A 13,206-nucleotide genomic window follows, 5' to 3' on the forward strand; every position below is an offset into this window, starting at 1 on the left:
GAACGTTTCTTCGCAGACCCGTTCCTACCAGGGGCTTCACTCATGTCTGACGCCGAGTCACCATCCCGCCGTCCAGCATCATCACGCGCCGCAACCGTCAGGTTGCCGAGAAGACTTCACTGTCACAAAGCCCGCAGGCAGTCATCCCTAATTGGCACAGAAGTCAATTGATCGCCCTTCACTGACAATCGATCAACACCCACTGACACAGGTCACCAAGGCCCTTCCAAAGCGATTGCCGTACGGCCAGTTCCGATATATCGTTGATGCATCGCGACAGATCAATGATGGAAGGAGCGTAGCGATGCGTTCACATGGACACGAGCATGAGCACGGACATGGGCACTGCGGGCCCGGTCATCACGGTCGGGGTGACTTCGAGGGCCGCCGTGCCGCATTCGGGCAGTTCGGACCCCCGTTCGGCGGTGGCCCGTTCGGTGGCGGCCCCTTCGGTGGGGGGCGCGGTCGCGGTGGTGGCCGGGGGAGGGCGCGGCGCGGTGACGTACGCGCTTCGATCCTGGCGCTGCTGAAGGACCGGCCGATGCACGGGTACGAGATGATCCAGGAGATCGGCGAGCGCAGCGGCGGGGCCTGGCGGCCCAGCCCCGGCTCGGTCTACCCGACCCTCCAGCTGCTGGAGGACGAGGGGCTGATCGTCAGCGCGAGCGAGGGCGGCAAGAAGCTGTTCACGCTCACCGACGCCGGCCGCACCGAGGCGGAATCCGGGCCCGACGCGCCCTGGGAAGAGGCCGGGCGCGAGGTCGACTGGGAGAGTGTCAACGAGATCCGGCAGGCCGGCTTCGGTCTGATGGAGGCGTTCGGCCAGGTCTGGAAGACCGGCTCGGCCGATCAGCGCCAGAAGGCGCTGTCGCTGATCAACGACGCCCGGAAGAAGCTCTATCTGATCCTTGCCGACGAGCACTGACCCGAGAGGTGGTCCCGACGGGTGTGGTGCGAAGGGCCCTGTGGCTGAGGCGGATTCAAGGGGCCCTTCGTTCGTCCGCTGGTGGTCAGGCGGTGACCAGGCCGGCCAGTTTGCGCAGCGACTCCACGAGTGCCGCGGTCGCCGAGTCCTTGAGCTTGCCCGCCATCAGGGAGACCGCGGCTCCGGTGAACTCTCCGTCGATCCGGACCGTGGTGGCATCGCCGTCGGGTGCCAGTGAGTAGCGCATCGCCAGATCGACGCCCATCGGCCCCTTGCCCCTGGTGGTCAGCAGCCGGGTGGTCTCCAGCTCCGCCACGGTCCAGGTCACCTCGGCGGGGAAGCCCATGAGCTTCATGTTCTCCTCGTAGGTGGCCTCGAGTTCGAGTGTGGCCGGACCGCCCTTGGGAAAGCTGGTGTGGGTGGCGTTCCACTGGCCGTACGCGGTGAAGTCCGTCAGCTGGGCCCAGACTTTCTCGGCCGGCGCTTCGATACGCGCTTCGGCACTGACTTCGGCCATGCGACCACCCCTTCTCGTCGGGTTGCGGTGTCGCGGAACGTAGCCGCAGTGGCGAGAACATTCAATACTGATGAACTGTCAGACCTGCTGGATCCGCTCCGTGCGTCAGATCGGCGCCGCGTCGAATCGGTCGGAGGTGCGGGCCGTCGTCGTGGCAGTGGAACGCCGCCCGGAACGGGTCGACGGGCAGGGCGTCACGGGGAGCGTGGACCCGGTGGACATGCTCCCGTCCGTCGATCGTCGGCAGGGCGACCGCTCACTTCTGTTACCCCTTTCCGGTCGTCGTACGCGTGGCGTGGGGGACGTGTACGGGGTGGCTCGCGGTTGCTCGCGGAGCACAGGGCAAGGCGGCGCGCGCCGTTTCCGGCAATCGGATCCGCGAATGGCGAGATCTCATCCGTAAGGAGGAGGAACCGCTCTGGTGTCCCCAACTTCGGCGGGATGTGTAAATGGGCCCTACCGGGGATGCTCAGGCGCCCAGGGACTGATGGGGTGAGAGGTGTGCAAAACCGGACGCCGCGGATTCCTCAGCAGCCCGCACCGAACCGTGCTGAACCCGGAGCCGGACTCACCGTGGAGCTGGCCTCGGTGGTGACGGGTGCCCGCAGGCGCGCCCTGCGTGACGGAGACCGGCAGATCGACACGGCTCATCTGCTGCATTCCCTCATCGAGTCGGATCCAAAGGTCCGCACCGCCTTCGAGGGCGGACCGCAGCTCGCGAAGGTGCTCGGCTACCTCGTGCAGCGCTCCATCGGTTACGGGCTTCGCTGGCAGGGCACCGTGGAGGACTCCGGCGCGGTTCCGGTCATCACTCAGGTGGCTGCCGAGGCAGGGGACGCGGGGGTGGAGGGCTGGTCGCCCTCGGCTCTGTCGGCGATGGCCGGTGCCAGGGAGCGCGCGGAGTTGCGCGGGGACGTGCGGGCCGGCGGGCTCGATCTGCTCGCGGCACTGGCCGCCGACCCGGAATGCAGGGCTGTCGAGGTGCTGGAGCGGGCCGGTGTCGATGCGGTGCATCTCGCTGGCCGGATCATCGATGCGCCGGGCGGGGACTGACGGCTTCTCGTCGCGCGGGCGCCTCGGCGTGGCGGATTCCGTCAGGGCGTTGCCGCCCCGCCATGGTGGTGGTGCGGCGGCTCTGTCAGGGGTGGTCACCGGGGTGACGCTCATGACGGCAGCTGTCATGATGTGCCGATGCACGCGTCTCAGGGGAGAAGCGCCGGCCTGGGACTAGCCCTGGCCTCGGCGTTCGCATTCGGTGGTTCCGGGGTGGCGGCCAAGCCGCTGATCGAGGCAGGGCTCGACCCGCTCCATGTTGTGTGGCTACGGGTGGCGGGCGCCGCCCTCGTCATGCTTCCCGTGGCGTGGCGCCACCGGGACCTCGTACGCAGCCGTCCCGTGCTGCTCTTGGGCTTCGGGCTGCTCGCCGTCGCGGGCGTCCAGGCCTGCTATTTCGCCGCGATCTCCCGTATACCCGTCGGTGTCGCGCTGCTGGTCGAATATCTGGCGCCCGCGCTCGTCCTCGGCTGGGTCCGGTTCGTGCAGCGCCGTCCCGTCACCCGGGCCGCCGCGGTCGGCGTCGTTCTCGCGGTCGGCGGTCTCGCCTGCGTGGTCGAGGTGTGGTCCGGGCTGAGCTTCGATGCCGTCGGGCTGCTGCTTGCCCTCGGTGCCGCCTGCTGCCAGGTCGGCTACTTCGTCCTCTCGGACCCGGGGAGTGGGGACAAGGCGGCGGGCGCGGAGCCTCCGCATCCGGTCGGCGTCATCGCGTACGGACTGTTGATCGGTGCAGCCGTCCTCACGGTGGTGGCACGGCCCTGGGGGATGGACTGGTCGGTCCTCGGCGGCAGCACCGGCATGAACGGCACAGAGGTTCCCGCCTGGTTGCTGCTCGGCTGGATCGTCCTGCTCGCCACCGTGATCGCCTATGTCACCGGCGTGATCTCGGTGCGGCTGCTGTCTCCTGCGGTGGCGGGTGTCGTCGCCTGTCTGGAGGCGGTCATCGCTACCGTGCTCGCCTGGGTGCTGCTCGGGGAACATCTCGCAGCGCCGCAGCTCATCGGCGGCGCCATGGTACTGATCGGTGCGTTCATCGCCCAGTCGTCGACGCCCAAGGCCCCCTCCGGGCCCGTCGCGTCGGGGGTGGGCGGGGGAGGTGGCCGGGATGCCGTCGAGGGCGAGTTGTCCGCCCGCCGTGCCGCCACGTAATGTGCCGATCATGCATCTCACTGTGCTTCCGCCGCCTGCCGCCTGACGCGGGCCGCCACTCCTGACGAAGACCGGGCTCGGGAAGTCCCCGAGCGGATCGTCGCTGCCCGCGTGCCGAGCCGAGCGACCACCATCTGTCTTCCTCAGGAGAAGTGCACGTGCCGAATCCTGCTTCCCGCCTGCCCGTCGGGCGGAGCCTGTTCTATCTGATCGTCGCCGGGGTGGCCTGGGGGACCGCGGGAGCTGCTGCCTCGCTGATCTTCCGGGTCAGCGATCTCGGCCCTCTCGCCCTCTCGTTCTGGCGCTGCGTCGGCGGTCTCGTGCTGCTGCTCGCCGCGCTCGTGCTGCGGCCACGACGCGCAGCCGTCCCCGCCGAGTCGCGGCGCCGCCGTCTGCTGCGCATCCTCGGGACCGGCGTCGGCCTCACCCTGTTCCAGAGCGCGTACTTCGCGGCCGTCGAAGCGACCGGTCTCGCGGTCGGGACCGTCGTCACCCTCGGCGCCGGGCCCGTACTCATCGCTGTCGGCGCGCGGCTGACCATGGGGGAGCGGCTCGGCGGCGGGGGGCTTGCCGCGGTGCTGGGCGCGCTCGCCGGGCTCGCCGTGCTGGTGCTTGGCGGTGAAGGCGCTGAGGTGCGTCCTGCCGGGGTCGCACTGGCGTTGCTCTCCGCCTCCGGATACGCCGCCATCACCCTGCTGACCCGGTGGCTCGGCCGCGACGGCGGCGGCTCGGACCCGCTCGCCACCAGCGCGTGGGCCTTCGGGATCGGTGCGCTCGGGCTGCTGCCGATGGCGGCTGCGGAAGGACTCGTGCCGCACACCGCGGACGCCGCCGAGGTGGTGTGGCTGCTGGTGTACGTGGCGGCCGTCCCTACCGCGCTCGCCTACGCCCTCTACTTCGCGGGCGCTGCGGTGGTGCGGGCCGCTACGGTGTCCGTGATCATGCTGCTCGAACCGGTGAGCGCCGCGGTCATCGCTGTCGTCGTGCTCCGGGAGCAGCTCACCGCGGCCACGGTGGTCGGCACGTTGCTGCTCCTCACGGCGGTGGCGGGGCTCGCCGTCGCCGAGACGCGCAGTGCGGCGAGCGCCCGCCGCCGGGCGGCCGTTCCCGCCTGACTGTGCCGGAGGGCGGCCACCGGGGGGTGGCCGCCCCCCGGTGGCATCAGAGAACGGTCAGATAGTCGGGCAACGCGATGGCCGGATCGAGGTCGTCCGACGGCTGCGGCGCGCGGTAGCCGCGGGCCAGCGGAACGACGCCCGCCCAGTGCGGCAGCGCGAGATCGTCCGGATCGTCGTTCGGGCCTCCGGTGCGCACCTTTGCGGACACCTCGTCGAGGTCCAGCCGGATCACGGCTGTCGCGGCGAGCTCTTTGGCGTTCGCCGGGCGGGAGTCCGCGGTCCGGCCCGGGACGACATGGTCGACGATCGCGTCGAGCGCGGTACGCCGCTCCTCCGGGTCGGTCACCGTGCGGGCGATGCCGTGGACCACCACGGAGCGGTAGTTGATCGAGTGGTGGAAGGCGGAGCGGGCCAGCACCAGCCCGTCGACATGCGTCACCGTGAGGCAGACGGGCAGGCCGGGGTCCGTCTCGCCGGCCTGCCGAAGCGGCCGCGAACCGGTCGAGCCGTGTACGTACAGCCGCTCGCCGATCCGGCCGAAGAGCGTGGGCAGGACGACCGGTGCGCCGTCGCGGGCGAAGCCGAGATGGCAGAGGTAGGCCTCGTCGAGTATCGAGTGGACCAGTTCCCGGTCGTACGAGGCCCGCTCCCGGCCGCGGGTCGGGACGGTCCGCTCGGTCGGTTCGTACGGGGCTGCTGCCTCCGGGCCCGTGGTCTGCGGCGGTGCGGTGTCCGGCATGGCCAACTCCATTGCACTAGTGCATAATCGTGTTTGTGCTAGAAGAGTATCGGATCGTCGGGCGGCGCGCATCGGAGATTGCCGCGAGTGTCGAGCGAGCAGTCGGGTCGGGCGAGCTCGCGCCCGGGCAAGTGCTGCCACCCATGCGCGAGTTGGCCGCCCAATTGGAGGTCAATCCGAATACGGTCGCGGCCGCCTACCGCACCCTTCGCGAGCGCGGGGTGATCGAGACGGCCGGTCGACGGGGGAGCCGGGTGCGTCCGCGCCCCGCCAGTACGGCGCGTGGCTCGCTCCGGGTCGAGGCGCCGCCCGGGGCGCGCGATCTGGGAGAGGGGAACCCTGATCCGGCGTTGCTGCCACCACTGGACGAGGCGTTCGCGGCGGCCACCCGCGCGTATGCGGAGTGGCCGGGGATGTACGGAGAAGCGCCGGTGGACCCGGAGTTCGCCGCACTGGCACGCGCCGCCCTCGACGCCGACGGGGTGCCGGCCGGGCCCGTGGCCGTCACCTCCGGATCCTTGGACGCGATCGAGCGGGTGCTGGTCGCTCATCTCAAGCCCGGTGACACGGTCGCCGTCGAGGACCCCGGCTGGGGCTCCCTGCTCGATCTCGTACCGGCGCTGGGTCTGCGTCCCGTGCCGATCCCCGTGGACGACGAGGGGCCACTGCCCGACGCCGTCGAAGGGGCGCTGAGCGCCGGTGCCCGTGCGCTCGTGGTGACGGACCGTGCGCAGAACCCGACAGGCGCCGCTGTCGGGGCGGCGCGCGCCGAGGAGTTGCGCCGCGTTCTCGCCGGTCACCGCGGAGTGCTGCTGATCGAGGACGACCACGGGCACGCCATCGTCGATCTGCCGCTGCATCCGCTGGCGGGTGTCACGGACCGGTGGGCGTTCGTGCGGTCGGTCGCCAAGGCGTACGGGCCCGATCTGCGGGTTGCCGTGCTGACCGGGGACGCGGTCACGGTCGACCGGGTCCTGGGGCGGCAGGGGCTGGGGCCCGGCTGGGTCAGCAGGCTCCTGCAGCGGGCGGTGGCGCACCTGCTGACCTCGGGCGCCGTCGACACCGACGCGGTCGCCCGGTCGTACGGGGAGCGGCGGGACGCGCTCGTCCAGGCGCTGAAGGAGCGCGGTGTCGAGGCGCACGGCCGCAGCGGTATGAATGTGTGGGTGCCGGTGAGTGACGAGACCGGGACTGTCGCCCGGCTGCTGGGTGCGGGCTGGGCGGTGGCGCCCGGGGCGCGGTTCCGGCTCGCCGCACCACAGGGGGTCCGGCTCACCGTGTCACCGCTCACCGGGGCCGACATCGAGCCGCTGGCGGATGCCGTGGCGGCAGCGGCGGGACCGCTCCGCCCGATGAATTACGGCTGAGCAGATGAATTACGGCTGAGCCGGGTGGCGTTCGGTGGTCCGACGGGACGGGGCGAGCGGTTCGGGCTTGGGCTTACGGGCTCTGCTCTGGGTCAGGGCGGCGCCCGTCAGGACGATCAGCGCGCCGACCGGGGTGTTCCAGGCCAGTTGTTCGCCGAGCAGGGCGACCCCGGCCGCGGTGGCGATGACCGGAATGAAGTACGTGACCATCTGTGCGGTCGTCGGTCCGACCTCCTCGACCAGGCCGTACTGCATCAGCACCGCAAGGCCGGTACCGAGCGCCCCCAGCGCGACGACGGCGAGCGTCGGCAGCAGGGGGAAGCCCTCCGGGGCCGACGTGAACAGAGGGGTGACCAGGGCGATCTGTACGGTGCCGAGGAAGAGCTGGCTGCCGGTCAGGGCGAGGGTGGACGACCCGCTGCCCGCCAGGGTCCTGCGGACGTAGATCCAGCCGACCGGGTAGCTGAGGGAGGCGAGGAGTGCCATCGCCGTGCCGCTGAAGTCCAGCCCGGAGAAGCCCTGCCAGGCGCCCAGCACCGTCAGCACGCCGAGGAAGCCGAGGCCGAGTCCCGCCACGCGGCGACGGGTCGGCCGGTCCTCGGAGAGTGCGACGAGGGACAATGCCATGCCCCACAGCGGCGAGGTGGCGTTGCAGATGCCGGCCAGTGTCGACGGGATCGTCTGTTCGGAGTAGGCGAAGAGCGAGAACGGCAGCGCGTTGAGGAAGAACGCGGCGACGGCGAGGTGGCCCCAGGTGCGGGCGGTGCGCGGCAGCCGCTCACGGCGCACCACCATGGCGACGGCCAGCACAGCCGTCCCCGACAGCAGTCGGCCGAGCGTCACCTGGAACGGGGCGTACGCCTCGGTGCCGACCTTGATCAGGAGGAAGCTGAAGCCCCAGATGAGCGACAGCGCCGCGAAGCGGATCCGCCAGTCCAGTGCGGGGCGGCGTGCGGAGGAGGGGGCGGGAACACCGGTCGCCCGGGTGGGGGCGGCGGTCGCGGAAGGGGCGGTCATGAGGACAACGATGACGAATTCAACCGCGTAGGACAAGTGAGACTTTGTGCAAGTCTTCGCGTAGCATCGCTTACATGTTGAACCTCGAGCGTCTGCGTACCCTGGACGCCCTCGCCCGCTTCGGTTCGGTGAGTGGCGCGGCCGAGGGCCTGCATGTCACCACGTCGGCAGTCTCCCAGCAGCTGGCCAAACTGGAGCGCGAAGTGGGGCAGCAGCTCCTCGCCAGGAACGGCCGCGGGGTCCGGCTCACCGACGCGGGGCAGTTGCTCGCCGACCATGCCGCGAGGATCCTGTCCCAGGTCGAGCTGGCGCAGTCCGACATCGAGGCCCAGCGCGGAGAGGTGGTGGGCGAGATCCGGCTCGGCGCGTTTCCCACCGCAGCGCGCGGACTGTTCCCGGCGATGCTTGCCACGCTGCGCGCGGACCACCCCGAACTGAAGGTGCGCACCGCCGAGTTGGAGCCGGAAGCCGGCATCCGTTCGGTGATCCGGGGTGATATCGACCTGGCGGTGGTGCTCGACTGGAGCAACAAGAGGCTGCCGGTCCCCGGCGGTCTGGCGATGGCCGAACTGCTCGACGACGCACCGGACATCGCGATGCCGGCCGGTCACCCGCTCGCGGACCGGACGGAAGTGGATCTGGAGGACTTCGCCGACGACGACTGGATCTCCTGGCCGGAGGGCGAGTTCTGTCATGACTGGCTGATGTTCACGCTGCGCTCCAAGGGAATCGAGCCGCGCATCGCTCATCTCGCGGGCGAACACCACACCCAGCTCGCGCTGATCGCCGCCGGGGTGGGCGTCTGCGTGGCGCCCCGGCTGGGGCGGGGGACCGTGCCGGACGGGGTGCGGCTCGTGCCCGTGCGGCAGAAGATGAGACGGCACGTCCACGCCGTGTGGCGGGCGGACGCGGACCGCCGCCCGTCGATCAGGGCGGCGGTCGCGGCCCTGCGTGCGGCGGGCCGGGATTTCGACGCTCCGTTGAACGGGGACGGTGCGGCCTGACCTCGTGGCGGCGGGGCTGTGGAATCAGGCCGGGTTCGCCAGTTTCCGGAAGTCCCAGGAGGTGATTACCTCCGGGGTGAGCCGCAGCCACGCGTGCCGCCCGTCGTGCGGCATCACGTCCATGCCGAAGTACTTCGCCGCGAACAGCCGCTCCGGAAAGTCCAGTTCGGGACATGCCTCGCCGGTACGAGGGGCCTCGCCGACGAAGGCTGCCTCGCCCGAGAGCTCGACGCCACGCAGTTCTCCGTACTCCACCCCGTCGTCGACGACCACCGCGATCATCGGGTTCTGGCGCAGCTGTGACCAGCGCAGGGACCGGGTGATCGAGTACAGCCAGAGCGAGGTGCCGTCCCAGGTGAACCAGAGTGCGCCGATGTGCGGGCGGCCGTCGGCGGAGACGGTGGCGACCCGACAGGTGCGCTGCTCCGCGAGGTACGTGTCGCGTTCCGCGTCCGTCATCATGATCCGACGGCCTCGTCGCTGAATGACGGCCATGGGGCGCCCCTTCCAGTTAGCTGACCAGGTGTCAGAAATGATGGGTCCTCTTCCCTCCTGACGCAATGGCCGTTAGCCTCGCGCGCCGGCCGTCAGCAGAATGTCTGCCTGTAGACACCAGGAGCCACCGAGAGGGGCAGCCGTGCCGTCCAGGGAACAGCTCGCCGAGCAGCTCGATCCGGCCACCACCGTGCTTCTGACGGTCGAGTGCCAGCAGGGAGTCGTGGGCCCCGACAGCGCACTGCCCGAACTCGCCGAGGAGGCAAGCGGATCCGGAGCCCTCCACCATGTCGCCCGGCTGGTCGCTGCCGCCCACGAGGCCGGTGTCCAGGTGCTGCACGCCGTCGCCGAACGGCGCCCCGACGGGCGCGGTGCCAACCACAACGCCCGTCTCTTCCGGGCCGCCGGGCGCCTGCCCGTGCAGCAGCACTCCGGCACCACGGCGGTCCGGATCGCCGCGCCCATCGAGGTGGCAGACGAGGACATCGTCGTACGGAGGCTGCACGGCCTCTCGCCCATCGCCGGCACCGATGTGGACCCGCTGCTGCGCAATCTCGGCTGCCGCACCCTCGTCGTCACCGGTGTCTCGGCCAATGTCGCCGTCCCCAACGCCGTCTTCGACGCGGTGAACCTCGGGTACACGGCGGTCGTGCCGTCCGACGCCATCGCGGGGGTGCCCGCCGACTACACCCCCGCGATGATCCGTCACACGCTCGCCCTCGTCGCCACCGTCACCACCACGCAGGACGTGCTGGGCTGCTGGCAGAGCCCCCGGAGGGCCAGGTCCTGACCTACGGGGCGAGCGTGATCGAGTCGCCCTCGACCTTGATCGACGCGGTGGGCAGAGGTTCGGTGGCCGGGCCCGCCGACACCCTGCCCGTCGCGGCGTCGAACTTGCTGCCGTGACACGGGCAGTTGATCGTGCCGCCCGAGACGCTCGACACCGCACACCCCTGATGCGTGCACTTCGACGAGAACGCCTTGAAATCCCCGGCCTTCGGCTGCGTGACGACGACACCCTTGTCGGCGAAGACCTTCCCGCCGCCCTCGGGGATGTCGGCGGTCTTCGCCAGGACGCTCGCAGCACCGCCGGCACCGGCCTGTTCGACGGCGGCCGAGCCGCCCGAGTCCTTCGGGCCGCCGCACGCGGTGAGTACGGCGGCCACTCCGACGGCACCGGCGGCTGTGACGACGGTGCGACGCCCGGGACGGGCCTCGTGCTCCTGCGATGCGCTCATGCCGGCATTCCCTTCCGCGTGGTTCATGGCTTCGACCAGGGATACGCGCGGTCGGTGTCCCGTGTTCAACGACCGAGGGATTTCCTCAGGAAGTCCAGCTCCAGGACCAACAGGTGGGCGGCCGTCTCCTCATGGGTGACCACGTGGGTCGACCCGGAGAGCGGCAGCACCGTGTGCGGTCGTCCCGCTGCCAGCAGCGCGGCGGAGAACCGCACCATGTGGGCGACGGTCACATTGTCGTCGGCGAGTCCGTGGACCAGCATGAGCGGCCGCGTCAGCCGGTGTGCCTCGGTCAGCAGCGAATTGCGCTCGTACGTCTCCGGGTCCACCTCCGGATGGCCGAGAAACCGCTCCTCCCAGTGGGTGTCGTACAGCCGCCGGTCGGTCGGTGCGGCGCCCGCGACCGCCGCGTGGAACACGTCCGGGTGACGCAGTACGGCCGCGGCCGCGAGATAGCCGCTGAACGACCAGCCGCGCATCGCCACCCTCCCCAGGTCCAGTTGGGGATACTGCGCGACCGCCGCGTGCAACGCGTCCATCTGATCCCGCAGGACAGCCGTCAGCCGGTCGCCCCGCACGGATTTCTCCCACGCCTCGCCGCGCCCCGGAGTGCCACGCCCGTCCGTGACCAGCACCGCGAACCCCTGCTCGGCGAACCACTGGGCGACTGCGGTCCACCAGCCGCGCGCCTGCAGGACCAACTGCATGCCGTGGCCCGCGTACGGGCTGAGCAGGACGGGCAGACGGTCGTCGCCGGGGCGGTGCCAGGACGGCAGGTACAGGTGGCTGCGCAGCTCCCGCTCTCCCAGGCTCAGTGCGAGGGGTCGCGGGGTGATTACGGGAGTCTCGGCGAGGACTCCGATCCGCCCCGCCGGCGCACCGTCGCGCAGCACCGACACCGTCTGCCCGTCCGGGGTCCTGCTGTCCAGTACGAGCGTGGGGCCGCCTGCCGCGGCCGTGTGCACACCCGGCGTCCCACTGATGCGTACGGGACCGTCGTCGGTCGACCCCGCCGCGTACGACCAGACATGGATGTCAGTCGGCTCCTCGCTCGCGGTGAAGAACACCCGGTCACCGACGGCGCCGACGACCTCGCGGACCTCCAGTCCCGGCGGTGTCGCACGGCCGTCGATGTCCAGCCCCTGGGTGTCGCCGCCGGGCTGCGCGGGGACGACGAGAGCCCCGGAGGCGAGGCGCAGCGGCGTACCCGGCCGGAGGGCGACCCATGCGGCGTCGTGGGCGCGGTGCAGAGTCCGGGTCTCTCCCGTGGCCGGATCCACCGCCAGGACGTGCACCGAGCGCTGATCCCGCGTCTGTACGGAGACCAGCGGACCGTGCCGGTCCCACGCGGCCGTGGCGACATACTCGAACGCCGGGTCCGTCCACGTCCCCTGCGGGTGGTCCTCGCCGGCTGCCGCGGGCAGCCGCACCGCGACCCGTTCGCCCGACACCCGCACCAGGTGCAGCGACACCTCCGCGTTCGCCGTGCCCGCCGCAGGGTACGCCACCGCGCGCGGCGGACGCTCCGGATTCGCCGGATCGCTGATGTACCTGCGCCGGACCATCGAGGTGTCCACGCGTGCCACCAGCAGCGCATCGCTGTCGGGGGACCACCAGTAGCCGCGTGGGCGCCCGAGCGACTCCGCCGACACATGGTCGGAGAGCCCGTACGTCACGTGTCCCGTCCGCTCCTCCGGTACGGCCACCGGCCGGTCGTCGGTCCCGTCGCTCCGCACAGTCCGCAGCGCGCCCCCGGAGACGTACGCGATCAAGGTGCCATCGGGTGAGGGCCGTGGATCGACCACGGGTCCGGCGGTGGCGACCCGGCGCGGGGTGCCTCCGTCCGTCCGTACCACCCAGAGCTCGCCCTGGAGGGCGAAGGCGGCGAGCCGGACTTCGGCGTCCGTCGCGTACGACACCACTCCGGTCGACGTCTCCCTGGCCCGCTCCCGGCGTGCCAGCTCCTCTTCCGGTACCTCGCCGGGGTCTGCGTCTCCGCGCCGCAGGGCGGGCGGGTCGGCGAGTATCCGCTCGCCTCCGTCCTCGTGCAGCCACAGGCGGCTCACCGGGTCGGTGCCGCCCGTCGTCCTGACGAAAAGGACCCGCCCGCCGTCGGGCGACACGGTGAACTGCCGGGGCACCCCGAGCGAGAAACGCCGGGTGCGGGCGGATTGGAGCGGCAGTCCACCGGCGTGGGCTGAGGCGGCTTCGGCCGTGGTCATCTCGGTGTTCCTCTCGGTAGTGATCCGCTGCTGCGACCAGCATTGAGGCAGGTACCGGCTGTCGCACAACGCATTTAAGACCGACCGGCACATGGGAGGTGGGAGAAGGAGCGGGGCTGGGTGCGTGCAGCTGCAAGGCGGAGGAGGGAGGCAACGCGGAGGGGGTCCCCCCATGCCGTTGGGGCTATGGGGGAGTTGTTGACCGACGACAACGCCGCAGATGTGCGTGCCCAGCCCCGCGACGCCGCCTCCCATGTGCCGGTCGGTCTAAGAGCCTGTCGGGTGGCCGGTTGATTACGCTGCGATGAGGTCCTCGATGGTCTTGGTTCGGGCGGTCTTGCGGTGGGATTCATGGCTCCACC

13 protein-coding genes are annotated in these 13,206 nt (G+C 70.9%); 7 read left to right on the forward strand and 6 right to left on the reverse strand.

Features of this window, described 5'->3' with window-relative positions:
• Positions 1 to 304: 304 nt before the first annotated feature.
• Positions 305 to 925 (forward strand): PadR family transcriptional regulator, encoded by a 621-nt coding sequence (locus ACGFSA_RS33490; RefSeq protein ID WP_393309795.1) that lies wholly within the window; start codon positions 305 to 307, stop codon positions 923 to 925.
• Positions 926 to 1,010: 85 nt separating this feature from the next.
• Here the strand turns inward: ACGFSA_RS33490 and ACGFSA_RS33495 are convergent, their stop codons facing one another.
• Positions 1,011 to 1,442: an SRPBCC family protein gene (locus ACGFSA_RS33495; RefSeq protein ID WP_393309796.1), complete on the reverse strand. Its 432-nt coding sequence runs from the start codon at positions 1,440 to 1,442 to the stop codon at positions 1,011 to 1,013.
• Between the two features lie 501 nt (positions 1,443 to 1,943).
• Between ACGFSA_RS33495 and ACGFSA_RS33500 the strand changes: the two genes are divergently transcribed.
• From ACGFSA_RS33500 to ACGFSA_RS33510, 3 genes are all read left to right on the forward strand, one after another.
• Positions 1,944 to 2,495, forward strand: coding sequence for a Clp protease N-terminal domain-containing protein (locus ACGFSA_RS33500; protein ID WP_393309797.1), 552 nt, complete (start codon positions 1,944 to 1,946; stop codon positions 2,493 to 2,495).
• Positions 2,496 to 2,633: 138 nt separating this feature from the next.
• On the forward strand, positions 2,634 to 3,644 hold the full coding sequence (locus tag ACGFSA_RS33505) for a DMT family transporter (RefSeq protein ID WP_393309798.1): 1,011 nt from the start codon (positions 2,634 to 2,636) through the stop codon (positions 3,642 to 3,644).
• 158 nt (positions 3,645 to 3,802) lie between these two features.
• Positions 3,803 to 4,759: a DMT family transporter gene (locus tag ACGFSA_RS33510; RefSeq protein WP_393309799.1), complete on the forward strand. Its 957-nt coding sequence runs from the start codon at positions 3,803 to 3,805 to the stop codon at positions 4,757 to 4,759.
• 46 nt (positions 4,760 to 4,805) lie between these two features.
• On the opposite strand, the gene ACGFSA_RS33515 is transcribed toward ACGFSA_RS33510, so the two are convergent.
• Entirely contained in the window at positions 4,806 to 5,501 is a 696-nt protein-coding gene (locus ACGFSA_RS33515; RefSeq protein ID WP_393309800.1) for a pyridoxamine 5'-phosphate oxidase family protein, read from the reverse strand.
• A gap of 35 nt (positions 5,502 to 5,536) precedes the next feature.
• Between ACGFSA_RS33515 and ACGFSA_RS33520 the strand changes: the two genes are divergently transcribed.
• Positions 5,537 to 6,868 (forward strand): aminotransferase class I/II-fold pyridoxal phosphate-dependent enzyme, encoded by a 1,332-nt coding sequence (locus ACGFSA_RS33520; RefSeq protein ID WP_393309801.1) that lies wholly within the window; start codon positions 5,537 to 5,539, stop codon positions 6,866 to 6,868.
• 9 nt (positions 6,869 to 6,877) lie between these two features.
• Here the strand turns inward: ACGFSA_RS33520 and ACGFSA_RS33525 are convergent, their stop codons facing one another.
• Positions 6,878 to 7,885, reverse strand: coding sequence for a DMT family transporter (locus ACGFSA_RS33525; protein ID WP_393309802.1), 1,008 nt, complete (start codon positions 7,883 to 7,885; stop codon positions 6,878 to 6,880).
• Positions 7,886 to 7,959: 74 nt separating this feature from the next.
• On the opposite strand from ACGFSA_RS33525, the gene ACGFSA_RS33530 reads away from it, so the two are divergent.
• Complete coding sequence (locus ACGFSA_RS33530; RefSeq protein WP_393309803.1) at positions 7,960 to 8,889, forward strand: LysR family transcriptional regulator; 930 nt, start codon at positions 7,960 to 7,962, stop codon at positions 8,887 to 8,889.
• A 24-nt stretch (positions 8,890 to 8,913) separates the two neighbouring features.
• Here ACGFSA_RS33530 and ACGFSA_RS33535 read toward each other — a convergent pair whose 3' ends face one another.
• Complete coding sequence (locus ACGFSA_RS33535; RefSeq protein ID WP_393309804.1) at positions 8,914 to 9,384, reverse strand: pyridoxamine 5'-phosphate oxidase family protein; 471 nt, start codon at positions 9,382 to 9,384, stop codon at positions 8,914 to 8,916.
• 142 nt (positions 9,385 to 9,526) lie between these two features.
• Between ACGFSA_RS33535 and ACGFSA_RS33540 the strand changes: the two genes are divergently transcribed.
• Positions 9,527 to 10,174, forward strand: a complete 648-nt coding sequence (locus ACGFSA_RS33540; RefSeq protein ID WP_393309805.1) for a cysteine hydrolase — start codon at positions 9,527 to 9,529, stop codon at positions 10,172 to 10,174.
• Between the two features lies 1 nt (position 10,175).
• Here ACGFSA_RS33540 and ACGFSA_RS33545 read toward each other — a convergent pair whose 3' ends face one another.
• A complete protein-coding gene (locus ACGFSA_RS33545; protein ID WP_393309806.1) occupies positions 10,176 to 10,622 on the reverse strand; it encodes a Rieske (2Fe-2S) protein in 447 nt (148 codons plus the stop codon).
• A 65-nt stretch (positions 10,623 to 10,687) separates the two neighbouring features.
• Positions 10,688 to 12,844, reverse strand: a complete 2,157-nt coding sequence (locus ACGFSA_RS33550; protein ID WP_393309808.1) for a prolyl oligopeptidase family serine peptidase — start codon at positions 12,842 to 12,844, stop codon at positions 10,688 to 10,690.
• Positions 12,845 to 13,206 lie beyond the last annotated feature (362 nt).

It is taken from the genome of Streptomyces sp. NPDC048496 (assembly GCF_043200055.1).
In the GTDB taxonomy this organism is placed as follows: domain Bacteria; phylum Actinomycetota; class Actinomycetes; order Streptomycetales; family Streptomycetaceae; genus Streptomyces.

Coding starts and splice junctions, on each gene's coding strand:
- ACGFSA_RS33490 (WP_393309795.1), top strand. CDS start 305: ATGCGTTCACATGGACACGAGCATGAGCACGGACATGGGCACTGCGGG.
- ACGFSA_RS33495 (WP_393309796.1), bottom strand. CDS start 1,442: ATGGCCGAAGTCAGTGCCGAAGCGCGTATCGAAGCGCCGGCCGAGAAA.
- ACGFSA_RS33505 (WP_393309798.1), top strand. CDS start 2,634: ATGCACGCGTCTCAGGGGAGAAGCGCCGGCCTGGGACTAGCCCTGGCC.
- ACGFSA_RS33515 (WP_393309800.1), bottom strand. CDS start 5,501: ATGCCGGACACCGCACCGCCGCAGACCACGGGCCCGGAGGCAGCAGCC.
- ACGFSA_RS33525 (WP_393309802.1), bottom strand. CDS start 7,885: ATGACCGCCCCTTCCGCGACCGCCGCCCCCACCCGGGCGACCGGTGTT.
- ACGFSA_RS33530 (WP_393309803.1), top strand. CDS start 7,960: ATGTTGAACCTCGAGCGTCTGCGTACCCTGGACGCCCTCGCCCGCTTC.
- ACGFSA_RS33535 (WP_393309804.1), bottom strand. CDS start 9,384: ATGGCCGTCATTCAGCGACGAGGCCGTCGGATCATGATGACGGACGCG.
- ACGFSA_RS33545 (WP_393309806.1), bottom strand. CDS start 10,622: ATGAGCGCATCGCAGGAGCACGAGGCCCGTCCCGGGCGTCGCACCGTC.
- ACGFSA_RS33550 (WP_393309808.1), bottom strand. CDS start 12,844: ATGACCACGGCCGAAGCCGCCTCAGCCCACGCCGGTGGACTGCCGCTC.